Annotated in this window: 26 protein-coding genes and 1 pseudogene; 13 read left to right on the forward strand and 14 right to left on the reverse strand. The window is 65.2% G+C overall.

Going from position 1 to position 25,477, the window contains the following annotated elements; all coding sequences use genetic code 11:
* Positions 1–2: 2 nt before the first annotated feature.
* Together CR917_RS16000 and ppk2 are read left to right on the forward strand one after the other, a co-directional pair.
* Positions 3–1,364 carry an LLM class flavin-dependent oxidoreductase gene (locus tag CR917_RS16000; protein ID WP_104572613.1) on the forward strand — a complete coding sequence of 454 codons (1,362 nt, stop codon included), beginning with the start codon at positions 3–5 and terminating at the stop codon, positions 1,362–1,364.
* A 205-nt stretch (positions 1,365–1,569) separates the two neighbouring features.
* Positions 1,570–2,604, forward strand: coding sequence for a polyphosphate kinase 2 (gene ppk2, locus CR917_RS16005; protein ID WP_043861121.1), 1,035 nt, complete (start codon positions 1,570–1,572; stop codon positions 2,602–2,604).
* 41 nt (positions 2,605–2,645) lie between these two features.
* Here the strand turns inward: ppk2 and CR917_RS16010 are convergent, their stop codons facing one another.
* From CR917_RS16010 to CR917_RS16020, 3 genes are all read right to left on the reverse strand, one after another.
* Positions 2,646–2,831 carry a DUF1289 domain-containing protein gene (locus tag CR917_RS16010; protein WP_043861122.1) on the reverse strand — a complete coding sequence of 62 codons (186 nt, stop codon included), beginning with the start codon at positions 2,829–2,831 and terminating at the stop codon, positions 2,646–2,648.
* Between the two features lie 9 nt (positions 2,832–2,840).
* Positions 2,841–3,587: an SDR family oxidoreductase gene (locus CR917_RS16015; protein ID WP_043861123.1), complete on the reverse strand. Its 747-nt coding sequence runs from the start codon at positions 3,585–3,587 to the stop codon at positions 2,841–2,843.
* Positions 3,588–3,657: 70 nt separating this feature from the next.
* A complete protein-coding gene (locus CR917_RS16020; RefSeq protein WP_043861124.1) occupies positions 3,658–4,794 on the reverse strand; it encodes a sterol desaturase family protein in 1,137 nt (378 codons plus the stop codon).
* Positions 4,795–5,062: 268 nt separating this feature from the next.
* Between CR917_RS16020 and CR917_RS16025 the strand changes: the two genes are divergently transcribed.
* Both CR917_RS16025 and CR917_RS16030 read left to right on the forward strand, forming a co-directional pair.
* Positions 5,063–5,494, forward strand: a complete 432-nt coding sequence (locus CR917_RS16025) for a DUF411 domain-containing protein (RefSeq protein WP_043861125.1) — start codon at positions 5,063–5,065, stop codon at positions 5,492–5,494.
* Between the two features lie 10 nt (positions 5,495–5,504).
* Positions 5,505–5,939: a YqaA family protein gene (locus CR917_RS16030; RefSeq protein ID WP_058540424.1), complete on the forward strand. Its 435-nt coding sequence runs from the start codon at positions 5,505–5,507 to the stop codon at positions 5,937–5,939.
* Between the two features lie 6 nt (positions 5,940–5,945).
* Here CR917_RS16030 and zapE read toward each other — a convergent pair whose 3' ends face one another.
* The 3 genes from zapE to CR917_RS16045 form a co-directional block, all read right to left on the reverse strand.
* Positions 5,946–7,055, reverse strand: coding sequence for a cell division protein ZapE (zapE, locus tag CR917_RS16035; RefSeq protein ID WP_104572614.1), 1,110 nt, complete (start codon positions 7,053–7,055; stop codon positions 5,946–5,948).
* A 104-nt stretch (positions 7,056–7,159) separates the two neighbouring features.
* Complete coding sequence (locus CR917_RS16040; RefSeq protein ID WP_043861128.1) at positions 7,160–8,308, reverse strand: PQQ-dependent sugar dehydrogenase; 1,149 nt, start codon at positions 8,306–8,308, stop codon at positions 7,160–7,162.
* A gap of 28 nt (positions 8,309–8,336) precedes the next feature.
* Positions 8,337–8,636: a hypothetical protein gene (locus tag CR917_RS16045; RefSeq protein ID WP_043861129.1), complete on the reverse strand. Its 300-nt coding sequence runs from the start codon at positions 8,634–8,636 to the stop codon at positions 8,337–8,339.
* A gap of 181 nt (positions 8,637–8,817) precedes the next feature.
* On the opposite strand from CR917_RS16045, the gene CR917_RS16050 reads away from it, so the two are divergent.
* Positions 8,818–9,306: an LEA type 2 family protein gene (locus CR917_RS16050; RefSeq protein ID WP_043861130.1), complete on the forward strand. Its 489-nt coding sequence runs from the start codon at positions 8,818–8,820 to the stop codon at positions 9,304–9,306.
* Between the two features lie 13 nt (positions 9,307–9,319).
* On the opposite strand, the gene CR917_RS16055 is transcribed toward CR917_RS16050, so the two are convergent.
* Positions 9,320–9,574, reverse strand: a complete 255-nt coding sequence (locus tag CR917_RS16055; protein ID WP_043861131.1) for a hypothetical protein — start codon at positions 9,572–9,574, stop codon at positions 9,320–9,322.
* A gap of 130 nt (positions 9,575–9,704) precedes the next feature.
* Here CR917_RS16055 and CR917_RS16060 point away from each other — a divergent pair, with 130 nt between their 5' ends.
* Entirely contained in the window at positions 9,705–10,025 is a 321-nt protein-coding gene (locus CR917_RS16060) for a YqjD family protein (protein WP_043861132.1), read from the forward strand.
* Positions 10,026–10,100: 75 nt separating this feature from the next.
* Here CR917_RS16060 and CR917_RS16065 read toward each other — a convergent pair whose 3' ends face one another.
* Entirely contained in the window at positions 10,101–10,727 is a 627-nt protein-coding gene (locus tag CR917_RS16065) for a response regulator transcription factor (protein WP_088514900.1), read from the reverse strand.
* Between the two features lie 14 nt (positions 10,728–10,741).
* Positions 10,742–12,541 (reverse strand): PAS domain S-box protein, encoded by a 1,800-nt coding sequence (locus tag CR917_RS16070; RefSeq protein ID WP_104572615.1) that lies wholly within the window; start codon positions 12,539–12,541, stop codon positions 10,742–10,744.
* A 198-nt stretch (positions 12,542–12,739) separates the two neighbouring features.
* Here CR917_RS16070 and CR917_RS16075 point away from each other — a divergent pair, with 198 nt between their 5' ends.
* From CR917_RS16075 to CR917_RS16085, 3 genes are all read left to right on the forward strand, one after another.
* On the forward strand, positions 12,740–14,362 hold the full coding sequence (locus CR917_RS16075) for an acyl-CoA synthetase (protein ID WP_088514884.1): 1,623 nt from the start codon (positions 12,740–12,742) through the stop codon (positions 14,360–14,362).
* Between the two features lie 29 nt (positions 14,363–14,391).
* On the forward strand, positions 14,392–16,161 hold the full coding sequence (locus tag CR917_RS16080) for an acyl-CoA dehydrogenase C-terminal domain-containing protein (RefSeq protein WP_104572616.1): 1,770 nt from the start codon (positions 14,392–14,394) through the stop codon (positions 16,159–16,161).
* Positions 16,162–16,317: 156 nt separating this feature from the next.
* Positions 16,318–17,322 carry a FecR family protein gene (locus CR917_RS16085; RefSeq protein ID WP_043861136.1) on the forward strand — a complete coding sequence of 335 codons (1,005 nt, stop codon included), beginning with the start codon at positions 16,318–16,320 and terminating at the stop codon, positions 17,320–17,322.
* A gap of 31 nt (positions 17,323–17,353) precedes the next feature.
* On the opposite strand, the gene CR917_RS16090 is transcribed toward CR917_RS16085, so the two are convergent.
* Positions 17,354–18,673: a Na+/H+ antiporter family protein gene (locus CR917_RS16090; RefSeq protein WP_104572617.1), complete on the reverse strand. Its 1,320-nt coding sequence runs from the start codon at positions 18,671–18,673 to the stop codon at positions 17,354–17,356.
* A 1,408-nt stretch (positions 18,674–20,081) separates the two neighbouring features.
* Here CR917_RS16090 and CR917_RS28155 point away from each other — a divergent pair.
* Positions 20,082–20,228: pseudogene (locus CR917_RS28155) on the forward strand (HAMP domain-containing protein); the annotation flags it as partial.
* A gap of 102 nt (positions 20,229–20,330) precedes the next feature.
* The gene (locus tag CR917_RS28160; RefSeq protein ID WP_370409198.1) at positions 20,331–21,086 is read left to right on the forward strand and encodes a methyl-accepting chemotaxis protein; all 756 of its coding nucleotides are present in this window, start codon (positions 20,331–20,333) and stop codon (positions 21,084–21,086) included.
* A gap of 5 nt (positions 21,087–21,091) precedes the next feature.
* Here the strand turns inward: CR917_RS28160 and CR917_RS16100 are convergent, their stop codons facing one another.
* The 4 genes from CR917_RS16100 to CR917_RS16115 are packed head-to-tail and all read right to left on the reverse strand — an operon-like array spanning position 21,092 to position 23,701.
* Positions 21,092–22,414, reverse strand: a complete 1,323-nt coding sequence (locus tag CR917_RS16100; RefSeq protein WP_078481102.1) for a sensor histidine kinase — start codon at positions 22,412–22,414, stop codon at positions 21,092–21,094.
* Entirely contained in the window at positions 22,411–23,079 is a 669-nt protein-coding gene (locus tag CR917_RS16105; protein WP_043861139.1) for a response regulator transcription factor, read from the reverse strand. The genes CR917_RS16100 and CR917_RS16105 overlap by 4 nt, the downstream gene beginning before the upstream one ends.
* Positions 23,079–23,393, reverse strand: coding sequence for a PepSY domain-containing protein (locus CR917_RS16110; RefSeq protein ID WP_043861140.1), 315 nt, complete (start codon positions 23,391–23,393; stop codon positions 23,079–23,081). The genes CR917_RS16105 and CR917_RS16110 overlap by 1 nt, the downstream gene beginning before the upstream one ends.
* Positions 23,393–23,701, reverse strand: coding sequence for a PepSY domain-containing protein (locus CR917_RS16115; protein WP_043861141.1), 309 nt, complete (start codon positions 23,699–23,701; stop codon positions 23,393–23,395). Before CR917_RS16115 ends, CR917_RS16110 begins: the two co-directional genes overlap by 1 nt.
* Positions 23,702–23,857: 156 nt before the next feature.
* On the opposite strand from CR917_RS16115, the gene CR917_RS16120 reads away from it, so the two are divergent.
* Positions 23,858–24,940, forward strand: a complete 1,083-nt coding sequence (locus CR917_RS16120) for a patatin-like phospholipase family protein (protein ID WP_104572618.1) — start codon at positions 23,858–23,860, stop codon at positions 24,938–24,940.
* Between the two features lie 51 nt (positions 24,941–24,991).
* Positions 24,992–25,348: a 6-carboxytetrahydropterin synthase QueD gene (queD, locus tag CR917_RS16125; protein ID WP_043861143.1), complete on the forward strand. Its 357-nt coding sequence runs from the start codon at positions 24,992–24,994 to the stop codon at positions 25,346–25,348.
* Positions 25,349–25,477 lie beyond the last annotated feature (129 nt).

The raw sequence follows: 25,477 nt of genomic DNA on the forward strand, positions 1-25,477 counted from the left end.
GCATGTCCAAGCCCATCCGTTTCAACGCCTTCAGCATGAACGCCGCCACGCACCAGTCGCCGGGGCTATGGCGCCACCCACGCAACACCAGCAGCGATTTCAATCGCCTGAGCTACTGGACCGGGCTGGCCAGGCTGCTGGAGCGCGGACGTTTCGACGCGCTGTTCATCGCGGATGTGCTGGGCGTGTACGACGTGTACCAGGGCAGCCACGACGCAGCCCTGCGCGGCGGCGTGCAGGTACCGGTGAACGATCCGTTGCTGATCGTGCCGGCCATGGCCGGGGTCACCGAGCACCTGGGCTTCGGCATCACCTTCAGCCTCACCTATGAGCACCCGTACCCGTTCGCCCGGCGCATGTCGACCCTCGATCACCTGAGCGACGGGCGGGTGGGCTGGAACATCGTCACCGGCTACCTGGACAGCGCCGCGCGCAACCTGGGGCTGGCCCGGCAGCTGGCCCACGACGAGCGTTACGAGCTGGCCGAGGAGTACCTGCAGGTGCTCTACAAGCTGTGGGAGAAGAGCTGGGACGACGATGCGGTGGTCCGCGACCGGGCCCGCGGGGTGTTCGTGGAGCCTGCGCGGGTGCACCCGATCGGGCATGCCGGTGCGCACTTCCAGGTGCCTGGCGTGCACCTGAGCGAACCATCGCCACAACGCACCCCGGTGCTGTTCCAGGCCGGCGCCTCGGCACGCGGGCAGCGCTTTGCCGCTACCCATGCCGAATGCGTGTTCATCAGCGGCCCGACCCAGACGGTACTGCGCAGCTATGTGGACGGCATTCGCCAGGCCACGCGCGAGGCCGGGCGCCAGGAAGGCGAGGTGCTGATATACGCGCAGGCGCTGCTGATCGTGGGTGACACGCGCGAAGCGGCCCAGGCCAGGCTGGACGAGTACCGCCAGTACGTGGATATCGAGGCGGCGCTGGCCTTGCTGTCGGGCTGGACCGGCATCGATTTTTCCAACCTGGAGCCGGATGCGCTGATCGAGTACATCGAGAACGATGCCGGGCGCACGGCGCTGGCCGCCTTTACCAGGTCGGACCCGAACCGGCGCTGGACCGTGCGCGAGGCGGCGGAGTTCGTCAGCCTGGGCGGGCGTGGCCCGGTGCTGCTGGGGTCGCCGGTGGAGATTGCCGACCAGCTGGAGCAATGGCTGGATGCCACCGGCATCGACGGCTTCAACCTCACCTACGCGGTGGTGCCGGATGACCTGCAGGCGGTGGTCGACACGGTGGTGCCGGAACTGCAGCGGCGCGGGCGCTATCGCACCGAGTATGAGGCGGGCACCTTGCGCCACAAGCTGTTCGGGCGTGGGGACCGGTTGCCGGCCGAGCATGCGGGGCGGTTGGTGCAGATCTGAGACCGTGCCGTCTGCAATCGCGGGTCAAGCCCGCTCCCACAGGTTCGACGGTTTCTGTGGGAGCGGGCTTGACCCGCGATTGCAGCACCACCGTTACCGCGTGATATATGGCCACTTGCCTCCACGCTATTGACCAGGATCAACAGATCGCAAAATCACACTCCTACACTAGATAGAGGAAATCAGAACGCAAAACAGGCCCACCATGAGCGAAGAATCCACCGTACACCCCCTGCCCCTGCCATCCGCCTCGTCCAACGACAGCAGTTCGCCGGCCACGCCCAAAGCGGCCGTCACTCGTTCGCGCCGCCCACGCGCCCCGCGCAAGCCTGCTCAGGTGATCCCTGCCGAAATCGAAATCAGTGCCATCAGCCACGAGCCTGCCGCGCTGCAGGTCGCCAGTGCGCCGCGTCGCGGCTCCAACGAAGACAGCGTGTCTGCCGCCCTGCCCGCCAATTACCCCTACCGCAACCGCATGCGCCGCGCCGAGTACGAAAAGGCCAAGCATGAGTTGCAGATAGAGCTGCTGAAGGTACAGAACTGGGTAAAAGCCACCGGCCAGCGCATCGTGGTGCTGTTCGAAGGCCGCGATGCCGCCGGCAAGGGCGGCACCATCAAGCGCTTCATGGAGCACCTGAACCCGCGTGGCGCACGTATCGTGGCCCTGGAAAAACCTTCCGACCAGGAGAAGGGCCAGTGGTACTTCCAGCGCTATATCCAGCACCTGCCCACCGCCGGTGAAATGGTCTTCTTCGACCGCTCCTGGTACAACCGCGCCGGCGTCGAGCGGGTGATGGACTTCTGCACGCCGATGCAGTACCTGGAGTTCATGCGTCAGACCCCGGAGCTTGAACGCATGCTGTGCAACAGCGGCATCCTGCTGTTCAAGTTCTGGTTCTCGGTGAACCGCGAAGAGCAACTGCGCCGGTTCATCTCGCGCCGTGACGACCCGCTCAAGCACTGGAAGCTCTCGCCCATCGACATCAAGTCGCTGGACAAGTGGGACGAGTACACCGCCGCCAAGGAGGCGATGTACTTCCACACCGATACTGCCGATGCACCGTGGACCGTGATCAAGTCGGACGACAAGAAGCGGGCGCGCCTGAACTGCATCCGCCACTTCCTGCACACGCTGGACTACCCCGACAAGGACCCGAAAGTCGCCCACCAGCCCGACCCGTTGCTGGTCGGCCGCGCCTCGCGCGGGCTGGAGGAAGAGGACCTGGTCAACACCCACTGACCACCGCTGGGGGCGCGTCAGGATGGCGCGCTACCTGCGGCCTAGCGCTTGTTTTTCTTCTTCAGGGCCTTCAGGCGCTTGGCCGCCCGCTCCACCGTGGCCATTTTCTCGGGCCGCTTCATGCGCTTCCACTGCTTGATCTCGTCCTTGCTGCGCCCGCAGCTCACGCACAGCTCGCCGCTGAGCTTGCACGCCGAGATGCACGGGTTGTCGATATCCTTGGCCATGCTGCGCGCTCAGCGCCCACCGCCCAGGTCGATGAAGCTGCCGGTGGTGTAGGAGGCCTTGTCCGACAGTAGCCACAGGATCGCTTCGGCCACTTCGGCCGCCTGCCCGCCACGGCCCATGGGGATGCCCGGTTCCAGCTTGCGAACCCGCTCGGCATCGCCGCTGAGGGCATGGAAGTCGGTGAAGATGTAGCCCGGCCGTACGCCATTGACACGCACGCCCTCGCCCGCCACTTCCTTGGCCAGGCCCAGGGTGAAGGTGTCCAGCGCGCCCTTGGAGGCGGCGTAGTCGACATACTCGTTGGGCGAACCCAACCGCGCGGCCACCGATGACACGTTGACGATGGCACCGCCCGGCCCGCCATGGCGGGTCGACATGCGTTGCAGCGCATGCCTGGCGCACAGCATCGGCCCCACCACGTTGGTTTTCATCAGCTTGAGCAGGCGAAACTCGGACATCTCTTCCACCCGGCTCTGGTGGCCGATGGTGCCGGCGTTGTTGACCAGCGCCGTGACCCGGCCCAGTTCCTTGTCGACACGCTGGAACAGCTGGATGATTTCATCCTCGACGCTGACATCGGCGCGCACCGTGATCGCCTCGGCACCCAGCGCGCGCACCTGCTCCAGCACGCGATGGGCCGAGGCGTCATCGGCAAGGTAGTTGATGCAGATGCGGTAGCCGGCCCGCGCAGCGGCCAGCGCAGTGGCCGCGCCAATGCCGCGACCGGCGCCGGTAATGATGATCACGTTGTCCATGGATACTCCTGGCCCCAATGCCGTTCACCCGGCAAGGCTAACGCAGCATGGGGCAGCGGGCAAAGGGCTATCAGGCCTTGGGCTCGGGCTTTTGCAGCGGGTACAGGTGCTGGCGCACGATGCCTTCGGGCAGGTCTTTGCCGAACACGCCGTAGCGGGTCGGCCATTCCTTGCGCGGCAGCTTGAAGGTGCCGAACAGCATGTCGACCAGGGGCAGGTGGATCGCGTAGTTCTTGTAGATGTAGTCCTTGTGCCGGGCATGGTGCCAGTGGTGGTAGCGCGGCATCACCAGCACGTAGTTCAGCCACCCGCCGTCGATTCGCACGTTGGCATGCGCCAGCACCGCCTGCACGCCCACCAGGATCACGTAGGCATTCATCGCCTGCGGCGAGAAGCCCAGCAGGATCAGCGGTACCAGCACGCCGGTGCGGGTCAGCAGGATTTCGGCGAAATGGATGCGCGAGCCGGCCAGCCAGTCCATCGCGGTGCTGGAATGGTGCACCGCATGGAAACGCCACATCCACGGCACCACGTGGTACAGGCGGTGCAGCCAGTACTGCCCCAGGTCGGCGACGAACACCGCCAGCACGAACTGCACCACGATCGGCAGGCTCTGCACCTTGGCCTGCAGCGTTTCGGACACCACCCAGCCGGCCAGCCAGGTGGACGAGGCGGTGACGAAGATCAGGATGAACTGCACCAGCATGTGGCTGACGAAGAAGTAGCTCAGGTCGGTACGCCACTGCGGACGCAGGATGTTCTGCTGCGGGTCCTTGGCGTAGAGCTTTTCCAGCGGGATGAAGATGATCGCCGAAACCAGCAGCGCCAGCACGAACCAGTCAAGGCCAAGGGAATACGGGGTTTGACCGATGGTTTCGGTCTGAATGTTGGTGCCGCCCAGAAACACGGCCAGGCCCGCCGCGCTGATGCCGGTGAAGCCCAGGCGCTTGCGCCGGTTGAGCAGGATGTTGAGGGTGCCCAGGCTGAACGCCAGCACCAGCCCGGCCAGCAGCAGGGTGCGGGCGAACTGCTCGCTGTAGACCTTGCGGAACTCGCCGAAGGTCAGCCACTGCGGGAACAGAAAGCACAGCACCGCCAGCAGGCTGAGCAAGCCGAGCATGGCCGACAGGTAGCCGCTGATACGCCCTTCACCGAACCGGAACGGCTCGTGCCCGTGACGCTTGAAGTAGGCCTTGAGTGCCTGCATGGGTCATGTTTCCTTGATTGACTGTGGTACTCCATCACCGATGGTCGCCCTGGCCAGGCACGACGCCATCGTTTGGGGTTAGAGGAGCGAGTGCTCCCACAGGTCACGCAGGCAGTGTCCTACCTTACAAATCTGTAATGCAGCGCTCAGTCTGGCGACAGCTTCACCCGGCTATGCTCCAGCCATGAGCCCGGTTACCCTGTTGCACTGACCGACCACCGATCATTCGAGACGCGGGTTGCCCTGGCGGCGGCCCCGGAGATCCACGATGCTGAAAAAGAATTTCGTTGCCTTCGGCCTGCTGGCCATGAGTGCGCTGGCCCAGGCCGGCCAGACCATCGATGTGTACCGCGACCCCAACTGCGGTTGCTGCAAGGAATGGATCAGCCACCTGCGCGACAACGGCTTTAGCGTGAATGACCATGTGGAGCCGAACATGAGTGCAGTCAAGCAGCGCCTGGGCGTGGCGCCGCGCCTGGCGTCGTGCCACACCGGGGTGATCGACGGCAAGTTCGTCGAGGGCCATGTGCCGGCCGAGCAGATCCAGCTGCTGGCCAAGCGTCCCGACCTGCGCGGCCTGGCCGTGCCGGGTATGCCGATGGGCTCGCCAGGCATGGAGATGGGCGATCACAAGGATGCTTACCAGGTCATCGGCCTGACCCGCGACGGCACCGACGAAGTGGTCGCCAACTACCCGTGAGCACGGCCCCATGCTGAGCGGCTGGGGGCTGTTCCTCAGCGCCTTTGGCGCCGCCACCCTGCTGCCGTTGCAGTCCGAGGCGGTATTGGTCGGGCTGCTGCTGCACGAACCTGATGCCTGGTTGCTGCTGCTGGCGATTGCCACCGCCGGCAATGTACTGGGCTCGGTGGTCAACTGGCTGCTGGGCCGGGGTATCGAGCACTTGCGCGACAAGCGCTGGTTTCCGTTCAGCCAGGCCCAGCTGGACAAGGCCCAGCAGCGCTACCAGCGCTATGGCCAGTGGTCGCTGCTGTTGAGCTGGATGCCGGTGATCGGCGACCCGCTGACGCTGATCGCCGGGATCATGCGCGAGCCATTCTGGCGTTTCATGCTGCTGGTGACCGTGGCCAAGGCCGGGCGTTACCTGGTGCTGGTGCTGCTGACCCTGGGCTGGGTGCACAGCTGAGCGGCTTCAGCAGAAGCGTTGCAGTTGCATCTCGCGCAGCCGGCTGAGGGTGCGGCGGAACGGGAACTCCAGATAGCCTTCGGTATACAGCGCCTCGAGTGCCACCTCGGCCTCCACGTACAGCGTCACGCGGCGGTCATAGCATTCATCGACCAGCGCGATGAAGCGCCGCACGCTGTCGTCGTGAATCGACAGCTGCGGCAGTTCGCGATCCCCCGCCACTACCCGCTCGGCGCCGTCCTCGGTGCCGCGGGCGATTCTGCCCGGTCGTTGCCGGGCCCCGAGTGCAGGCACCTCGCCCAGCAGAATGACCTTGAAGCGATCACACAGGGCCATGAAGTCCATGGCGGCCAGGGGCTGCTCGCACAGTTCGTTGTAAGTGCACCACACCGCCGAGGTGCTGCGTCGCACCACCTTGACCGTGCGGTAGCCCAGGCTCAGGTCCTCGCAGGTGACCGGTTCACCCGCGCTCGACTGCTCGAACACCCGGGCCAGCGCGCTGGGCTGGCCCGGCTGGCGCACCCAGTAGCGTTGCAGTTCGGCACCGGGATGCAGGCGATGGTCCTGGCCGCCGTCCACCGCCACCACGTGCATGTGCCGCTCGATGGCGGCAATCGCCGGCACGAAGCGTTCGCGATTGAAACCGTCGGCGTAAAGCTGCGCCGGCGGCTGGTTGGAGGTGGCGACGATGACCACGCCGCTGTCGAACAGCACCTGGAACAGGCGACCGAGAATGATGGCGTCACCGATGTCGTTGACGAACAGTTCGTCGAAGCACAGCACGCGGATCTCTTCGGCCAGGCCGTGGGCAAGGGCCTGCAAGGGGTCGGCGGTGCCGTTGAGCTGGAACAGGCGCTGATGCACCCAGCGCATGAAGTGGTGAAAGTGCTGGCGGCGGGCGGGCACCTGCAGGCAGCGGTGGAACTGGTCCATGAGCCAGGTCTTGCCGCGCCCGACCGGGCCCCACAGGTACACCCCACGCGCCACCTCGCCGCGCTCAAGAGCCTCGAAGCAGGCTTGAAGGCAGTCGACGGCATGCTGCTGCGCAGCGTCGGGGACGAAGCCATTGAGTGCGATGGATTGCTGGTACAACGACAGCGGGGTGAGGCTGGACATGCCGGGGGCCTGTGCGGAAAAAGGCCAAGGGTAGCATCAGTGAGGTTTGCGGGGCGTGCTTCGCCTGCAGCAGCCGGCCTTGCCGGCAAAGGACGCGCCGCCGCTTACTGCGTCAGGCCCACCTTCAGCAGCGCACCGTCACTCTCGTCGGTCAGCACATAGAGAAAGCCGTCCGGCCCCACCCGCACATCGCGAATACGCGCATTCAACTGCCCAAGCAGGCGCTCTTCATGCACCACCTTGTCGCCATCCAGTTGCAGGCGGATCAGCTCCTGGGCGGCCAGCGCGCCGATGAACAGGTTGTGGTCCCAGGCCTTGAAACGCGGGTTGTCGTAGAACGCCATGCCGCTGATGGCCGGGGACTTCTCCCACACGTGCAGCGGGTCCACCGCGCCCTCGACGCGCTTGCCCTTGGCCTCGGGTATCGGCAGCAGCGAGTAGTTGATGCCGTGCGTCGCCAGGGGCCAGCCGTAGTTCTTGCCCGGCTTGGGAATGTTGATCTCGTCGCCGCCGCGAGGCCCGTGCTCGTTGGTCCACAGTTCGCCTGTCCACGGGTTCAATGCCGCGCCCTGCTGGTTGCGATGGCCATACGACCAGATCTCGGGGCGCACGTTGCTCTGGCCCACAAAGGGGTTGTCCTTGGGCACCTGGCCGTCGGGCAGGATGCGCACCACCTTGCCCTGCAGCTTGTCCAGGTCCTGGGCGGTGGGCCGCTGGTTGTTCTCGCCCAGGGCGATGAACAGGTAGCCGTCGCGGTCGAACACCAGCCGCGAACCGAAGTGGTTGCCGCTGGACAGCTTGGGCTGCTGGCGGAAGATCACGTTGAAGTCGTCCAGGCGCAGGTTGTCGCTCGACAGGCGGCCGCGCCCCACGGTAGTACCGGCCGTGTCGCCATCACCCCCGCCTTCGGCATACGAGAGGTAAACCATGCGGTCCTGCTCGAACTGCGGCGACAGCGCCACGTCGAGTAACCCGCCCTGCCCCTTGGCCCACACCTGCGGCACGCCGCTCAACGGCGAACCGACCTTGCCGTCGGCACTGATGATGCGCAGGTTGCCCTGGCGCTCGGTCACCAGCATGCCCTGCCCGTCGGGCAGGAACGCCAGCGCCCAGGGGTTCTTCAGCCCCTCGGCCAGGGTACTGACGGTGAGCTGGCCTTCTTCGCTGGGGAAGGTGCGCTCAGGGGCGGCGGTGGCGGTCAGCGGCAACAGCGCCGCAGCGCAGAGGGAGAGTAGCCAGGTACGTGAAGACATGCAGGGTTCCTTGCAGTGGGCCAAGCGATCAGGGCGTACGCGTCGATTCGCGCGGCGGGCGGGAGGGGTCCAGGCGCGGCGGCACCTGTTCACGGCGCAGGTTCTGGCCGTTGCCGATGCCGCCATTGTCGAGGGTGGGTGGGCGCGGCAGCGGCTGGGTGGAAGGCCCGCGCGGCGGTGGCGTGGAACGCACGGTGCCCTGCTGGGAATTGGGGTTGGCGCGGCGCACCGGGTCGTTGTAGGGATTGCCCGCGTCGGCGGCCTGAACAGGCATGCCCAGTATCAGGCTCAGTGCTGCGCCGGTCAGGGCCGGCAACCATCGGTTCATCGCGTTCATCTCCTGCACAACGTCAGTGGCCCCAGGCGTTGGATAGCCTACGGCGCGAGAGGTTCGCGACGAAACCCGTTGCCGGGCCGGAGATGATTCAGATTGTTACGCTGCTTGCGCCACTTTCAACCGCGCCGGGCATTTGCCACACTGCAGAGACATTTGTCCGGAGCCAAGCCCCATGCCCTGTTTCCTGCGTCATACCCTGCGTGTCGGCCTGGGCCTGCTGCTGGCCCTGAGCCTGAGCGCCTGCGCGTTGCTGCAGGGGCGCGACCCGTTGACCATCAGCGTGATCGGCATCGAGCCGCTGCCCGGCCAGGACCTGGAAATGCGCATGGCGGTGAAACTGCGGGTGCAGAACCCCAATGAAACGCCCATCGACTACAACGGCGTGGCGCTCAACCTGGAGGTCAATGGCCAGCCGCTGGCAACCGGGGTCAGCGATCAGCACGGCAGCATCGGGCGCTATGACGAAGCGGTACTGAGCATTCCGGTGAGCATCACCGCGTTCTCGATGCTGCGCCAGGCCGTGGGCCTGAGCCGGGTGAGCAACCTGGATGGCATGCCCTATGTGCTGCGCGGCAAGCTGGCCGGGGGCGCCTTCGGCACGATGCGCTTCACCGACAGCGGGCGGCTGGCGCTGCCCAAGCCCACCGATACGGCGTGGTAGCGCTGGGGGTCGGCTACTTGGCAGCCGCCATCAGCTTGTTGACTTCGCTGCGCACCATGTTGGCGAACTCCGGCGGCGACATGCCGTCGAGCTCGGCGCGCACCCACTCGGCCCATTTGCCCTTGCGCCGCGGCTTCTCGCTGATCAGCCGCGCGGCTTCGGCCTTGGCCTTGCCCAGGTTCGATTGCCAGAGCTCGAACAGTCGCGACTTCTCGTCCTCGATCTGTGCCCGCTCGGCGAAGCTCATGTTGGCCAGATTGAAACTCATGGGGATTCCTGCCACTTGAAAATGGGGGCTATCTTACACTGTAGCCACCGAGCGCCGCCAAGGCGCTGCAACTTTCGGCGCGCTCAGGCATCCATTGATACAGTGACCATCATTCAACGAGGAAGCGTACATGGCCAGGAAAAGCACCCTTAAAGCCGATGCCGAACAAATCAAGGACCAGGCCTTCAGCGAACTGCAGGCGCTGATCGAAGAGTCTGACAAGCTGCTCAAGGACAGCTCCACCCTGGTGGGCGAAGAAGCCGAGACCCTGCGCGCACAGGTGGGCCTCAAGCTCAAGCAGGCCCTGGATGCGGTGGGCGGCGTGCGTGAAAAGGCCAAGCCGGCGGTGGATGCCACCGAGGATTACATTGGCGGCCACCCGTGGCAGACCGTGGCGATTTCGGCCGGCTTCGGGCTGGTGGTCGGGCTGTTGCTGGGACGTCGCTCCTGACACCCAATCGCGGGTCAAGCCCGCTCCCACAGGCTTGCACTGTACCTGTGGGAGCGGGCTTGCCCCGCGATGCATTCAACGCAGTTTCAAGGGGTCCACCACCCCACACGCAATCGCCATCCCCACCAGGTCCGGCAGGTGTTCGGCCTGCATGCGCTTCATCACCCGCGAACGGTACAGGTCCACGGTCTTCACGCTGACCTGCAACTGCTCGGCAATCTCCCGATTGGTATAGCCCTGCACCAGGGGCACGAACACGTCGCGCTCACGCGGGGTGAGGCTGTCGATGCGCCCCTGCACTTCATCGCGCTGGCGACTGCTGACCTGAACCCGTGACGAGCGCCCCAGGGCATCCTGCACGCTGTCGAGCAACAACTGGTCGTTGTAGGGCTTCTCGATGAAATCGATGGCCCCGGCCTTGAAGGCGCGTACCACGATCGGCACATCGGCATGCCCGCTGACAAAGATCACCGGCACCTGCACGCCCCGGGCGCGCAAGGCTTCCTGCACGCTCAGCCCACCCATGCCGGGCATGCGCACATCCAGCAGCACGCACGCCGGCAACGCCGCATCGCAGGCCTCCAGAAAAGCCTGGCCACTGGTGAACGGCAGCGCCTGCAGGCCCACCGACTCCAGCAGCCAGACGGTGGAGTCGAGCATGCCCTGATCGTCGTCGACCACGTAGACCTTCGGTTCCTGCATGGAAATCCCCTTGTTCATGCACTGGCCACCGGCGCCAGCCGACAGCACAAAATCAATCCGCCGGTATCACCCGGGTGCGCCTGCAAGGTACCGCCGAACCCTTCGACGATACTGCGGCTCATGCTCAAGCCCAGCCCCAGCCCTTCGGGCTTGCTGGTGGTAAACGGGGTGAAGATGCCGTCCAGCTGCTCGGCGGCCACCCCGGGGCCCTGGTCGGCCACCTGGATACGCAGCCAACCGGCCTGCTGGTCGGCGCTGATCAGCACGCGCGAAGGCGCCCCGGCATGCTGCTCGCGGTTGGCGTCGATGGCGTTGCGCAACAGGTTGAGCAGGACCTGTTCGAGCAAGACACGGTCGGCGTATACCGGCGGCAGGTTGTACACCATGTGCTGCTCGATGGTCACCTGGGCCTGCGCCGCCTCCCAGGCACACAGGCGCACGGCCTCGCGCGATACATCGGCCACGTTGAGCGCCTGCAAGCGGCGCGGCTCCTTGCGCAGGAACGAGCGCAGGCGCTTGATCACTTCGGCGGCATGGGTGGCCTGCTCGGTGATGCGCTGCAGGCCCTGGGCGACCCGCCCGGCCGCCTGCGGGTCACGCTCCACCGCCAGCAGGTAGCGCTGGCTGGCACTGGCATAGTTGACCACCGCTGCCAGCGGCTGGTTGATCTCGTGGGCGATGCCGGAGGCCAGCTCGCCCAGGGTGACCAGCCGCGCGGTGTGCGCCAGTTCATCCTGGTGTCGGCGCTGCTGGCGTTCACGCAGCTCGCGCTCGGTCATGTCGCGAGCCACCAGCGAGTAGTAGCGCTCGCCACCTGCGGCCCGGTGCGCCAGCAGTACCAGCGACACCGGGAACGGCGCCGAGCCGTTGTAGGGCGCCAGCCGCGCCTCGCATTGCCACACCCCTTCGCGCTCGGCGCAGGCCCAGCCCTCTTCGTCGAGGCGTTGCAGGGCTTCTTCGTCCAGCAGCTCGCGCAGGGGCGGCACGGCCTGCACCTCCAGCAGGCCCAGTGCACGCCGGGCGGAACGGTTGAGGTAGGTGAGCTGGCCGGCGGGGTCGGTGAACAGCACCAGGTCGGTGTTGGCCTCGACCACCTCGGCCAGGCGCCGGCGGTTTTCCTGGGCTTCGATGCGCACGGTGATGTCGCGTGACACGCTGACGATCTCGACCACCGCACCGGTGTAGGTTTCGCGGATGGCGCGGCTGGCGATCTCGAACCACAGGTCGCGGCCATCGCGGTGGCGCACGCGGCAGGTCATGGTCTGGTAGCCGTCCTGCTCCAGCGCCTGGGAGGCCTGCAGCAGCGATTGCTGGCGGTCCTGGGGGTGAAACAGCGACTGCACCGCCACCCCGCGCAGCTCTTCCGGCCAGTAGCCCAGCAGGCGATAGGAGGCCGGCGAAGCATCCAGGAAACACCCGTCGGGGGTATGGCGCGAGATCAGGTCGGTGGTGTTTTCGGTGATCAGGCGGTACAACCGACGTGCCTGGCTGGCCTCGCGCTCGGCCAGGCGCTCCACCGTGGCGTCGCGGCAGCGGGCCAGCACCTGCAGGCCGCCCTCCAGCGGGACGAAGGTCCACAACAGGATACGCTGTTGCACCAGGGCCTCGACCTCGGCAATCGCCCGCTGCTGGTGCAGGCAGGCGCTCACCAGCGCCTTGTAGTTGGCGGGCAGCAGGCTGCCGACGGGCGGCTTGGGCCAGGTGTCAAACAACCCCTGCACCGCCGGGTTGGCGGCCACCACCTGGGCGGCGGCATCGAGCAGCACGGTGGGTTGCGGGTCCTTGTCGAGCAAGGCCGAGGGAGGAAAGGTCACTTGGGGCTCCGGCTTTTTATAGTATTTATACCATATTGCTATAGTCTATCTTCCAAGTAATATGGAGAACAGCGTAAAAATGAAACACCGAAGTCGGTCTGCGTACCGCCTTTCAGAAACCTGATCAGAGCTAACAATCAGCCATCGGAGGTTTCAGCCAGCGCCTGATCGCGGCTGCCTCCTGCACAGGAACCGTTCATGTCGATCTTCTCCCAGGGCCTGCAGCCCGCCCCCGTCAACCATGTCGCCCTTTCCCCGCTGAGTTTCATCGAACGCACGGCTGCGGTCTATGGCGATTACCCGGCGGTGATCCATGGTGCCATCCGCCGCAACTGGCAGGAAACCTACCAGCGCTCCCGCCGCCTGGCCAGCGCCCTGGCCGGCCGCGGCATCGGGCTGGGCGATACGGTGGCGGTGATGCTGCCCAACATTCCGGCCATGCTCGAGGCGCATTTCGGTGTGCCGATGATCGGTGCGGTGCTCAACGCCCTGAACGTGCGCCTGGATGCCGAAGCCATCGCGTTCATGCTCGAGCACGGTGAAGCCAAGGTGCTGATCACCGACCGCGAATTCCACAAGGTGATCGAAGCAGCGCTGGGCCTGATGGCCCACCCGCCGCTGGTGATCGATGTGGACGACCCGGAGTACGGCGAGGGCCGCGCCGTCAGCGACCTGGATTACGAAGCCTTCCTGGCCGAGGGCGACCCCGAGTTCGTGTGGCACTGGCCCGAGGACGAGTGGCAGGCGATCTCGTTGAGCTACACCTCCGGCACCACCGGCAACCCCAAGGGGGTGGTCTACCACCACCGCGGCGCCTACCTGAACGCACTGGGCAACCAGATGACCTGGGCCATGGGCAACCACCCGGTGTACCTGTGGACCCTGCCGATGTTCCACTGCAATGGCTGGTGCTACCCGTGGACCGTGACGGCCCTGGCCGGCACCCATGTGTTCCTGCGCCGGGTCGACCCGCAGAAGATCCTGACCCTGATTCGCGAGCACCAGGTCACCCACCTGTGCGGCGCACCGATCGTGCTCAATGCGCTGATCAACATGCCCGACTCGGCCAAGGCCGCCATCGACCACCCCGTGAACGCGATGGTGGCCGGGGCGGCGCCACCCGCCAAGGTGATCGGCGCGGTGGAGGAAATGGGCATCAAGGTGACCCACGTCTACGGCCTGACCGAGGTCTACGGCCCGGTGACGGTGTGTGCCTGGCATGCCGAATGGGACGCGCAGCCGCTGGAGGAGCGGGCCCGCATCAAGTCGCGCCAGGGCGTGCGCTACCCTACCCTCGAGGGGCTGATGGTGGCCGACCCGCAAACGCTTGAACCGGTGGCCCGCGACGGCAACACGCTGGGCGAGATCTTCATGCGCGGCAACACCGTGATGAAGGGCTACCTGAAGAACCCCGAGGCCACCGCCGAAGCCTTCCGAGGCGGCTGGTTCCATACCGGCGACCTTGCAGTGTGGCATGCCGACGGCTATGTGGAGATCAAGGACCGGCTCAAGGACATCATCATTTCCGGGGGCGAGAACATCTCGACCATCGAGGTCGAAGACACGCTGTACCGCCACCCGGCCGTGCTCGAGGCTGCGGTGGTCGCCCGCCCGGATGAAAAATGGGGCGAAACCCCCTGTGCCTACGTCACCCTCAAGGCCGGTTTCGAAGGTACCCGCGAGGCGGACATCATCGCCTTCTGCCGCGAGCATCTGGCCGGCTTCAAGCTGCCCAAGACCGTGGTGTTCAGCGAACTGCCGAAAACCTCCACGGGCAAGATCCAGAAGTACCTGTTGCGCGACTGGGCCAAGGCGCTCTGACCTTTTTTCACCTTTATTCGGAAACCGTTATGCCTGAGTTCAATGCACCGCTGCGCGACATGCGTTTTGTTCTTCACGAAGTGTTCCAGGGCCCGGCCCTGTGGGCACGCCTGCCGGCGCTGGCGGCCAGCGTCGACGCGGATACCGCCGATGCGATACTGGAAGAGGCGGCCAAGATCACCGGCCAGCTGATCGCCCCGCTCAACCGCAGCGGCGATGAGGAAGGCGTGCACTTTGCGCAGGGTCGGGTCACCACTGCGCAGGGGTTCGTGCAGGCCTGGCAGACCTACCGCGAAGGCGGCTGGGTCGGGCTGGCGGGCAACCCCGAGTACGGCGGCCTGGGCATGCCCAAGATGCTCGCGGTGCAGTTCGAGGAGATGCTCTACGCCGCCAACTGCAGCTTCAGCCTGTATTCGGCGCTGAGCGCCGGCTGCTGCCTGGCCATCGACGCGCACGCCAGCGAGGCATTGAAGGCCACCTACCTGCCGGCGCTGTACAGCGGGCAGTGGGCCGGCACCATGTGCCTGACCGAACCGCATGCAGGTACCGACCTGGGGATCATCCGCAGCAAGGCCGAACCCCAGGCCGATGGCAGCTACCGGGTCAGCGGCACCAAGATCTTCATCACCGGCGGCGACCAGGACCTGACCGAGAACATCGTGCACCTGGTGCTGGCCAAGCTGCCCGACGCGCCGGCCGGGCCCAAGGGCATCTCGCTGTTTCTGGTGCCCAAGCGCCTGGTGGGCGAGGACGGCAGCCTGGGTGAAACCAACGCGGTGAGCTGTGGATCGATCGAGCACAAGATGGGCATCAAGGCCTCGGCCACCTGCGTGATGAACTTCGATGGCGCCGTGGGCTACCTGGTGGGCGAACCCAACCGCGGCCTGGCGGCGATGTTCACCATGATGAACTACGAGCGCCTGTCCATCGGCATCCAGGGCATCGGCTGCGCCGAGGCGTCGTACCAGAATGCCGCACGCTACGCCCGGGACCGCCTGCAAAGCCGCGCCGCCACCGGGCCGCTGGCCAGCGACAAGGTGGCCGACCCGATCATCGTGCATGCCGATGTACGGCGCATGCTGCTGAGCATGCGCGCCCTGACCGAAGGCGGCCGGGCGTTCGCCACCTATGTCGGCCTGCAGCTGGATATCGCCAAGTACGCCGAGCAGCCGGAGGAGCGCGAGGCCGCGCAGCGCCTGGTGGCCTTGCTGACACCGGTGGCCAAGGCGTTTTTCACCGACATGGGCCTGGAAAGCTGCGTGCTGGGCCAGCAGGTGTTCGGCGGGCATGGCTACATTCGCGAATGGGGCCAGGAACAGCTGGTGCGCGATGTTCGCATCGCGCAGATCTACGAAGGCACCAACGGCATCCAGGCGCTGGACCTGCTGGGGCGCAAGGTGGTGGCCGATGGCGGACAGTCGCTGGCGCTGTTCGCCAACGAGATCCGCAGCTTCTGTGAAACCCGTCCGCCCCTGTGCGAACCGCTGCTGCATGCCCTGGCGCAGCTGGAAAGCGTGAGCCATTGGGTACGCGAGCAGGCCACCGGTGATGCCAATGCCGTGGGCGCGGCGTCGGTGGAGTACCTGCACCTGTTCGGCTATGTGGCCTACGCCTACATGTGGTCGCGCATGGCGGCCACTGCCCGCGAACGGCGCGAGCAGGAGCCGGCGTTCTACGAGGCCAAGCTGGCCACGGCTACCTTCTACGTCGAGCGTCTGCTGCCCAGGGTACTGTCGTTGCAGGCCAGCATCCGCGCAGGCAGTGCGCCGCTGTACCAGTTGCCAGCCGAGCTGTTCTGAGCCGCGCAACGCTCCAGGCGGGTGCTTAAACGATAAAAACCACGCATTTGCGTGGTTTTTCGTTCAAATATTTCTTACAACTGATAGTCATTCACGATGAACTCGGTTCTCGTTGGCCACCTGCCAAGGGTAGAATGGCCAAAACCGGGAGTATCAATGAACCAAACCAGCCTCAGCGCAGCCGAACTTGATGCCATCACCGATGCCGCTGCGCACTGGTGCATGCGCCTGCATGCTGAGGACTGCAGTGAACAGGAACGTGCCGCCTGCGCGCAATGGCGCGCAGCCGACCCACTGCACGAGCAGGAATTCCAGGCCATGCAGGAGATCTGGCAGACCGCCGACCACCTGCCCCGCCCTGCTGCCCCGGTAATCACCCTGTCAGCCAGGCCCCGCGGGCGCGCCTTGCGTCGGCTGGCCTCGGCTGCGGCCGTGGCGCTGGTGGCGCTGCCGATTGGCGCCTGGGTGGGCTGGGAACAGGGCTGGCTGCCCAACAGCTATGAGCGCGTTGAAAGCGGCAATGCCATCGCCCGCGCGGTGCTGCCGGATGGCAGCGAGGTGGAGTTGAACCTCAACACCACCCTGCGCTACGCCAACTACAAGGACGAACGACGGGTGACGCTGGTCAACGGCGAGGCCTTCTTCAAGGTGCAGCACGATACCCAGCACCCGTTCGTGGTGCGTGCCGGCAAGGGCCAGACCCGGGTGACCGGTACCCAGTTCAACGTGTGGAAGTACCAGGACCAGGTGAAGGTCACCCTGGTGGAAGGTTCGGTGCTGGTCAGCAGCAACAGCAGCGACCCGGACAGCGGCTATCGCCTGGGCCCCGGCATGCAGGCCAGCTACCGTCGCGGCGACTACGAGCCGGCCCTCAGCCAGACCTATGCCCACGACACCAGCCTGGCCTGGCGCGGCGGCAAGCTGATCCTCGACAATCTGCCACTGGACCAGGCCCTGCCGCTGATCAACCGCTACCTGGAAACGCCGTTGCTGCTGGCGGACGCCAGTACCGGCAGCATCCGCATCAGCGGCATCTACAACACCACCGAGGTCAATCGCCTGGTGAGCAACATGCCCAAGGTGCTGCCGGTGTACCTGACGCGCAACAAGAACGGCGATACGGTGCTCAACCGCATCTCGCCGCCCCCGCGAAAAAGCTGAGCCTCGCGCACAGCTCCTGCGCCCTGGCGCGCTACAGCACCATCGCCGCTACCCAGCCGAACGCCAGCAACGGCAGGTTGTAATGCAGGAAGGTCGGCACCACCGTGTCCCAGATGTGATGGTGCTGGCCGTCGACGTTCAGGCCCGAGGTCGGGCCCAGGGTGGAGTCCGACGCCGGTGAGCCGGCATCACCCAACGCGCCGGCAGTACCGACGATGCACACGGTGGCCAGCGGGTCGAAGCCCAGTTGCACGCACAGCGGCACGAAGATCGCCGCCAGGATCGGCACCGTGGAGAACGACGAACCGATACCCATGGTCACCAGCAGCCCCACCAGCAGCATCAGCAGCGCCCCGACCGCCTTGCTGTGGTCGATCCAGCCGGCCGAGGCCTCCACCAGGGTCTTCACTTCGCCGGTGGCCTTCATGACCTCGGCAAAGCCGGACGCGGCAATCATGATGAAGCCGATCATGGCCATCATCTTCATGCCTTCGGTGAACAGGTCATCGGTGTCCTTCCAGCGCACGATGCCCGACAGCGAGAAGATCAGAAAGCCCGCCATCGCACCGATGATCATCGAGTCCAGCCACAGCTGGATGATGAACGCCGCGGCGATCGCACAGCCGGCCACCATCAGCGTCAGCGGGTTGTAGCTGACCGCCACCTGCTCGACCTGCTCGATCTTTGCCACGTCGTACACGCGCTTTTTGCGGTAGCTGAAGAACACCGCCAGCATCAACCCGAACAGCATGCCCGCCGCCGGTATCGCCATGGCCTGGGTCACGTTGACGCCGCTGACGTCCACCCCGCTGCGGCTGACGTTGGCCAGCAGGATCTGATTGAGGAAGATGTTGCCGAACCCCACTGGCAGGAACATGTAGGGGGTGATCAGGCCGAAAGTCATCACGCAGGCCACCAGGCGTCGATCGATCTGCAGGCGAGTCAGCACGTACAGCAGTGGCGGCACCAGCAGCGGAATGAAGGCGATATGAATGGGCAGGATGTTCTGCGACGAGATCGCCACCACCAGCAACAGGCCGATCAGCAGCCACTTGATCTTGCCGCCTTCGGCATTGCGCTGACCATGGAACATCGACAGGACGCGATCGGCCAGCGCATGGGCCAGCCCGGACTTGGCGATGGCCACGGCGAATGCGCCCAGCAGCGCATACGACAATGCCACCGTGGCGCCGCCACCCAGGCCGCCGTTGAACGCCTTGAGCGTGCCTTCGATACCCAGGCCGCCCACCAGGCCGCCGGCGAGCGCGCCGATGATAAGGGCGATGACCACGTGCACACGGGCCAGGCTCAATATCAGCATGATGCCGACCGCGGCAATTACTGCATTCATTTCATGACCTCTAGAAACCAGACAAAGCTTGCGCTGCGGCGACAGACTGCAAGTGCAGTGGCCGAACGACAGGTGTTTTTATGGGAGGGCGCACACTCTGAAGCAGCACCCGCCACTTGTCAAAGTACGGGGCTAGACGGCTGCACGCGGGTCGCATGCATGACTGAAAACGACGCATTTCAATTGAACGTTTGAATAAAGAAAAACTGCGCCTGGCCGTTACAGTCGTCAGCCTCAATCTTTTTTTGGATCAAAGGACTTCGTCATGTCGTCGAGACAACTTTCCATCCAGTGGAAAATCACCCTGCTGGCCGGGCTCTGCCTGGCCAGCATCGTTACGCTGCTGGTGGGCCTTTCGCTGTACCGCATGGAGCACAACTCCGAGCTGGTCAAGGCCAGCAGCATGCAGATGCTGACCGAAGCGGCCCAGTCGCGTATCGAGTCCCAGGGCGAAGTCCAGGCCTTGAGCATCCGCCGCCAGTTCATGGATGCCTACCAGTACGGTGCAGGCTTTGCGCGCCAGGTGCTGTTTTTGCGCGAGCAGGCCGAAAAGCGCTTTCTGGACGCCTTCGACCTGCGCGAGGACATGACCCGCCAGGTGCGCGCCGCGCTGCAGGCCAACCCCGACCTGCTGGGGCTGTCGCTGGTGTTCGAGCCCAACGCCCTGGACAACAAGGATGCCCTGTTCGCCAACCAGGCCGAGCTGGGCAGCAACGAGGCCGGCCGCTTCGCCCTGTACTGGTCGCAGCCCACGCCCGGCAAGCTGACCTCGATGGCGCTGCCCGAAAAGGACATGACCGACACCAGCATCGGCCCCAGCGGCGAGCCGGCCAACACCTGGTCGGTGTGCCCGCGTACCACGCGCAAGACCTGCGTGATCGAACCCTACTTCTATGACATTGCCGGCCAGCGGGTGCTGATGACCAGCATCGTGTTCCCGCTGATCGTGGCCGACAAGGTGGTCGCCACCCTGTCGATCGACATCAACCTGAACAGCCTGCAGGCGCTGAGCCAGCAAGCCAGCCAGAACCTGTACCAGGGCCAGACCCGCATCGGCATCATCAGCCCGGTGGGCCTGCTGGCCGGCTACAGCCCGGATGCGGGCAAGCTGGCGCAACGCTTCGACCAGGTCGACAGCACCAGCGGCAAGGAGCTGATAGGCCTGCTGAGCAGCGGCACGCCCCTGCAGAGCCTCCACAAGGACGAGCGCCTGAAGGTGCTGGCATCGTTTGCACCGATTCCGGGGGGCAAGCCCTGGGGCGTGCTGCTGGATGTGCCGCAAAGCGCCCTGACCGGCCCGGCCGAGACCCTCAAGAACGAGCTCGACCAGCGCAATACCAGTGGCACCCTGATCGAGCTGGGCCTGGGTGTGCTGGCCGCGATCGTGGGGCTGCTGCTGATCTGGGTGATGGCGCGCAGTGTGACCCGCCCCATCCTGGGCGTGGCCGCCATGCTCAAGGACATCGCCAGCGGCGAAGGCGACCTGACCCGCCGCCTGAACTACGACAAGCGCGACGAGCTGGGGGAACTGGCCGGCTGGTTCAACCGCTTCCTCGACAAGCTGCAGCCGATCATCGCCGAGGTCAAACGCTCGGTGCAGGCGGCGCGCGACACTGCCGACCAGTCTTCGGCGATTGCCTCGCAGACCAGCGCCGGCATGGAGCAGCAGTACCGTCAGGTCGACCAGGTGGCCACGGCGTCCCACGAAATGAGCGCCACCGCCCAGGATGTGGCGCGCAGTGCTGCGCAAGCGGCCCAGGCGGCGCGTGACGCCGACCAGGCGACCCGTCAGGGCCTGGCGGTAATCGACCGCACCACCACCAGCATCGATACCCTGGCAGCCGACATGAACACCGCCATGGCCCAGGTCGAAGGCCTGGCCGACAACAGCGAGAAGATCGGTTCGGTACTGGAAGTGATCCGCTCCATCGCCGAGCAGACCAACCTGCTGGCGCTCAATGCCGCCATCGAGGCGGCCCGTGCCGGGGAAGCCGGGCGCGGCTTTGCGGTGGTCGCCGACGAGGTGCGCAACCTGGCCCGACGCACCCAGGAGTCGGTGGAGGAGACCCGTCAGGTGATCGAGCAACTGCAGGCCGGCACCCGCGAGGTGGTGGGCGCCATGGACAGCAGCCACCGCCAGGCCCAGGGTAGCGTCGACCAGGTCGGTCAGGCCGTGACTGCGCTGCGCCAGATCGGCGAGGCCGTCACCGTGATCAGCGACATGAACCTGCAGATTGCCAGTGCTGCCGAAGAGCAGAGCGCGGTGGCCGAGGAAATCAACAACAACGTGGCGACCATTCGCGATGTGACCGAGTCACTCTCGGAGCAGGCCAATGAGTCGGCGCGGGTCAGCCAGTCGCTGAACAGCCTGGCCAACCAGCAGCAGGGGCTGATGGACCAGTTCCGCGTCTGATGGTGTTATCGGGCTACCCTGCGGGGTAGCTCGATGCTCACCCGCAGCCCGCCCAGCGGGCTTTCCAGCAACCTCATCTGCCCACCCCAGGCTTCGGCGATATCGCGAACGATGCCCAGGCCAAGCCCATGGCCATCGACCTGTTCGTCGAGCCGCGCACCGCGCTCCAGCACCCCCGCCCTGGCATTTTCGGGGATGCCCGGGCCATCATCGTCCACCCACAGGCGATACACCCCGCCCTCTTGCTCGATGCTCAGGCAGACCTCGCTGTCGGCCCACTTGCAGGCGTTGTCCAGCAGGTTGCCCAGCAGCTCGAGCAGGTCTTCGCGGTCCCAGGGCAAGGACAGCCCATCGGGCACCTGATGGCGGATGAGCAGGTGATCGCCGTGAATCATGCCCAGGGTCGATAGCAGGCCCGGCAGTTCGGTGGCGCAATCGAAATGCGCCCCCGGCAGGGCATCGCCGGCCAGCCGGGCGCGATTGAGTTCGCGGCTCAGGCGTTGCTGGATCTGCTCCAGCTGAGCCTGCAACTGGGCGCGAACCTCGGGCAGGTCGTTCAGGCGCTCGCTCGACGCCAGGCTCATCAGCACCGCCAGGGGGGTCTTCAGGGCATGCCCCAGGTTGCCCAGCGCGTTGCGTGAACGTCTGAGGCTGTCTTCGGTGTGTGCCAGCAGGTGGTTGATCTGCGCCACCAGGGGCTCAAGTTCGACAGGCACCTCACTGTCGAGCTGCGAGCGCTTGCCCTGCTGCAGTTGGGCGATCTGTTCGCGCGTGCGTTCCAGTGGGCGCAGGGAGCGTGTGACCGTGATGCGTTGCAGCACCAGAATCAACAGCAGCGCCACCAGCCCCAGGCCAAGGCCGAGCTGCTGCATGCGCCGGAAGCCGTCGCGCACGGGGGTATAGTCCTGCGCCACGCTGATCGAGATCGCCTGGCCCAGGCGCCGGTAGTCGGCACGCAGCACCAGCAGTTGCTGGCCAGCCGGGCCCAGCTCCAGGCCCGCGTGCAGGCCGGGAGTTGGCGGACGGGGCATGTCCATGTCCCAGAGCGAACGGGAACGCCAACTGCCCCCTTCGAAATCGATACGGAAGTAGTAGCCGGAAAACGGCCGCTGGTACGCCGACGACAGGCGTCGCTCGTCCAGTTCGAGGCCGCTGTGGCCGCGTACCAGCGCCACCAGCAGGTTTTCGCTTTCCTTGCGCAACCCCGTCTCCAGGTAGCGCTGCAACCCGACCTCGAACAGCCACAGGCTGATCTGCGCCAGGGCCAGGCCGACCACCACCAGTACACCGACCAGCCCCAGGCTCAGGCGCGCCTGGATCGACTTCACTCGACCACTCCGCCAAAGCGATAGCCCTGGCCGCGATGGGTTTCGATCACGCTGCGCCCCAGCTTGCGGCGTAGGTGGTTGACGTGTACTTCGAGCACATTCGAATCGCGCTCGGTTTCGCCGTTGTACAGGTGCTCGGCCAGGTGGCTTTTGGAAAGGATCTGCTGCGGGTGCAACATGAAGTAGCGCAGCAGGCGAAACTCGGCGGCCGTCAGTTGCACGTCCTGCCCGTCGCGGCTCACGCACTGGCGGCCTTCGTCCAGGTGCAGGCCGGCGGCCTGCAGGGTCGGCTGGTTGGCCAGGCCACGGGCACGGCGCAGCAGCGACTGGATGCGCAGTTGCAGCTCTTCGGGGTGAAAGGGTTTGCTCAGGTAATCGTCGGCACCGGCCTTGAGGCCCTCGATGCGCTCGGCCCAGGAACCCCGTGCGGTCAGGATCAGCACCGGGGTCGACAGCCCGCCGGCGCGCCATTGGGCCAGCACTTCGAGGCCGGGCAGGCCAGGCAGCCCCAGGTCCAGGATAATCAGGTCATAGGGCTCGCTGCTACCCTGGTACACCGCATCTCGGCCGTCGGCCAGCCAGTCGATGGCGTAGCCCTGGCGCTGCAGGCTCTGGGTGAGTTCATCGGCCAGCGGGACGTTGTCCTCGACCAGTAACAGGCGCATCAGTCATCTTCCTCATCTTTGATCAGCACACCCGTGCGTGCATCGAACTTGATTTCACGCACGACCCCTTGCGGGGTGACCAGCTCGACTTCGTACTCGTAGCGGTTGTGCTTCTCTTCCAGCTCCGCCTCAAGCAACTTCGCCCCGGGGTAACGCCCCAGGGCGGAGTTCAACAGTTGCTCCAGCGGCAGGATGATGCCCTTCTGACGTAGCTCCAGGGCTTCATCCTGATCGAGGTCGCGGGCCAGGGCCGGCGTACAGAAGACCAGCAATGCGAGGAACAGCCACGGTGCCGTTCGCTTGCGTGCAGTCATCAGGTGTCCTTGGCGTCCTTGAGTACTTCACCGGTCTTGGCATCAAGGTCCACGTCCCATTCGACGTTCTGCGCGTCACGCAGTTCGACCTTGTACACATAACGGCCGTACACGTCCTCGAGCTCGGAGTCCTTGATGGTGGCACCCGGATGCTTGGCCAGCGCTTTTGCGTTGAGGTCATCCAGCGACAGGATGGTCTTGGCCTGGACCAGCTGCACGACTTCATTGGTGGGGATGTCTTTAGCCAGCGCAACGTTGGCGCTCAGGGCAAGGGCGGCGGTGGCGAACAGGGCAGTCAATGTTTTCATCGTGTCTCTCCATTTAGGATCAATCTTGCTTACGGGTTCAGAATACCGAACCGAACTTAACTGAAACTGAAAACAACTGGCGCCATGATAGCTCAGGCGCGCCCCTGTTCCGTCCACGCTTCTCTATAATCGTTGATCCAGGACAACGAGGCCCTTATGAGCTCAATCCAGATCAAGTTTCCAGCGCTGACACTCAAGGCCGGCACGCGGGCGTTTGCCCATGTACACGAACGCGGTCTGCAGGCTGCAGACGTGGCGGTGCTACCGGGCGCTGCAGGCGGCCCCAAGGCGCTGGGTATCCAGGGTATCGACCTGACGCTGTTCGGCCAGTGGCTGCCCACAGCACCGCGCGCGCGCTCGCTGATCGGGGCATCGATCGGCTCCTGGCGCTTCGCCAGTGCCTGCCTGCCCGACCCCGCCCAGGCCCTGCTGCGCCTGGGCCATCTGTATACCGAGCAGGATTTCGCCAAGGGCGTGACCCAGGCCCAGGTCAGCCAGAGCTGTCGTCGCATGCTCGATGACCTGCTGGAGGGCCAGGATGCTCGCATTCTCGACAACCCCCACTATCGGCTCAACATCATGCTGGTCAGAAGCCACGGCCTGCTTCAGCACGATCATCGAGGCCGACTGGGCGTAGGCCTGTCGTCGGTGATTGCCGACAACCTCGTGAGCCGTTCGCGGCTGGCCCGGCACTTCGAACGCGTGATCCTGCATGACGCACGCTGCGCACCGCCGTTGAACCCCCTCACGGACTTCCCTTCGCGCTGCCTGCCGCTGGCGGTCGACAACCTGCGTCATGCCCTGCTCGCTTCAGGCTCCATTCCCATGGTGATGGAAGGCGTGCGGGACATTCCGGGGGTCGGGGCGGGCACCTACCGGGATGGTGGCTTGCTCGACTATCACCTCGACCTGCCCTACAGCGGCGAGGACATCGTGCTTTACCCTCACTTCACCCACAAGGTGGTGCCGGGGTGGTTCGACAAGGCCCTGCCCTGGCGGCGCAGCAATGCGCAGTACCTGCAGAACGTGCTGTTGCTGGCACCCTCGCCGCAGTACCTGGCCCGCCTGCCCTACGGCAAGCTGCCGGATCGCAGCGACTTCAAGCGCTTCATGGGCGATGCCGGTAACCGCCAACGTTACTGGCGTACCGCCATGAGCGAAAGCCAGCGGCTGGGCGACGAGTTTCTGGAACTGGTGGAAACCGGCAAGCTGCACCAGCATCTGCAACCGTTGAAGTAGGCTTGCTGTTAAACTGCCGGTCAGCATTGGTTTTCAGAGTTCTAAGATACCGTGGAAATTTTCAAAGAGTTCACCTTCGAATCGGCCCACCGCTTGCCGAATGTGCCCGCCGGGCACAAATGCGGGCGCCTGCACGGCCACTCCTTCAAGGTTGCCTTGCACCTGACCGGCCAGCTGGATCCGCATACCGGCTGGATTCGCGACTTCTCGGAGATCAAGGCGATTTTCAAGCCGCTGTACGAGCAGCTAGACCACAACTACCTCAATGACATCCCTGGCCTGGAGAACCCGACCAGCGAAGTGATTGCCAAATGGATCTGGGACCAGGTCAAGCCATTGCTGCCAGAACTGAGCAAGGTGCGTATCCATGAGACCTGCACCAGTGGCTGCGAGTATTACGGCGACTGAGCTGACAGTGACATATCTGAAAACCACCTCCCAAGGTGGTTTTTTTATGCCCGCCTTGCAGGAAACTTTCGGCCCACAAAGACAAAACCCCTACCTGCAGATGCAGATAGGGGTTTCGGAATTTAATCT

The sequence above is a fragment of the Pseudomonas sp. BRM28 genome, assembly GCF_002939405.1.
In the GTDB taxonomy this organism is placed as follows: domain Bacteria; phylum Pseudomonadota; class Gammaproteobacteria; order Pseudomonadales; family Pseudomonadaceae; genus Aquipseudomonas; species Aquipseudomonas palmensis.

Bases quoted from the DNA above. Each gene is read 5' to 3' on its own strand.
- CR917_RS16030 (WP_058540424.1), top strand. From the start codon at position 5,505: ATGCTGAGCGGCTGGGGGCTGTTCCTCAGCGCCTTTGGCGCCGCCACC.
- CR917_RS16105 (WP_043861139.1), bottom strand. From the start codon at position 23,079: ATGCGCCTGTTACTGGTCGAGGACAACGTCCCGCTGGCCGATGAACTC.
- CR917_RS16015 (WP_043861123.1), bottom strand. From the start codon at position 3,587: ATGGACAACGTGATCATCATTACCGGCGCCGGTCGCGGCATTGGCGCG.
- ppk2 (WP_043861121.1), top strand. From the start codon at position 1,570: ATGAGCGAAGAATCCACCGTACACCCCCTGCCCCTGCCATCCGCCTCG.
- CR917_RS16075 (WP_088514884.1), top strand. From the start codon at position 12,740: ATGTCGATCTTCTCCCAGGGCCTGCAGCCCGCCCCCGTCAACCATGTC.
- zapE (WP_104572614.1), bottom strand. From the start codon at position 7,055: ATGTCCAGCCTCACCCCGCTGTCGTTGTACCAGCAATCCATCGCACTC.
- CR917_RS16090 (WP_104572617.1), bottom strand. From the start codon at position 18,673: ATGAATGCAGTAATTGCCGCGGTCGGCATCATGCTGATATTGAGCCTG.
- CR917_RS16065 (WP_088514900.1), bottom strand. From the start codon at position 10,727: ATGCAGGAACCGAAGGTCTACGTGGTCGACGACGATCAGGGCATGCTC.
- CR917_RS16060 (WP_043861132.1), top strand. From the start codon at position 9,705: ATGGCCAGGAAAAGCACCCTTAAAGCCGATGCCGAACAAATCAAGGAC.
- CR917_RS16045 (WP_043861129.1), bottom strand. From the start codon at position 8,636: ATGAACCGATGGTTGCCGGCCCTGACCGGCGCAGCACTGAGCCTGATA.
- CR917_RS16020 (WP_043861124.1), bottom strand. From the start codon at position 4,794: ATGCAGGCACTCAAGGCCTACTTCAAGCGTCACGGGCACGAGCCGTTC.
- CR917_RS16025 (WP_043861125.1), top strand. From the start codon at position 5,063: ATGCTGAAAAAGAATTTCGTTGCCTTCGGCCTGCTGGCCATGAGTGCG.
- CR917_RS16000 (WP_104572613.1), top strand. From the start codon at position 3: ATGTCCAAGCCCATCCGTTTCAACGCCTTCAGCATGAACGCCGCCACG.
- CR917_RS28160 (WP_370409198.1), top strand. From the start codon at position 20,331: ATGGAGCAGCAGTACCGTCAGGTCGACCAGGTGGCCACGGCGTCCCAC.
- CR917_RS16040 (WP_043861128.1), bottom strand. From the start codon at position 8,308: ATGTCTTCACGTACCTGGCTACTCTCCCTCTGCGCTGCGGCGCTGTTG.
- CR917_RS16115 (WP_043861141.1), bottom strand. From the start codon at position 23,701: ATGAAAACATTGACTGCCCTGTTCGCCACCGCCGCCCTTGCCCTGAGC.
- CR917_RS16010 (WP_043861122.1), bottom strand. From the start codon at position 2,831: ATGGCCAAGGATATCGACAACCCGTGCATCTCGGCGTGCAAGCTCAGC.
- CR917_RS16055 (WP_043861131.1), bottom strand. From the start codon at position 9,574: ATGAGTTTCAATCTGGCCAACATGAGCTTCGCCGAGCGGGCACAGATC.
- CR917_RS16120 (WP_104572618.1), top strand. From the start codon at position 23,858: ATGAGCTCAATCCAGATCAAGTTTCCAGCGCTGACACTCAAGGCCGGC.
- CR917_RS16085 (WP_043861136.1), top strand. From the start codon at position 16,318: ATGAACCAAACCAGCCTCAGCGCAGCCGAACTTGATGCCATCACCGAT.
- CR917_RS16080 (WP_104572616.1), top strand. From the start codon at position 14,392: ATGCCTGAGTTCAATGCACCGCTGCGCGACATGCGTTTTGTTCTTCAC.
- CR917_RS16050 (WP_043861130.1), top strand. From the start codon at position 8,818: ATGCCCTGTTTCCTGCGTCATACCCTGCGTGTCGGCCTGGGCCTGCTG.
- CR917_RS16110 (WP_043861140.1), bottom strand. From the start codon at position 23,393: ATGACTGCACGCAAGCGAACGGCACCGTGGCTGTTCCTCGCATTGCTG.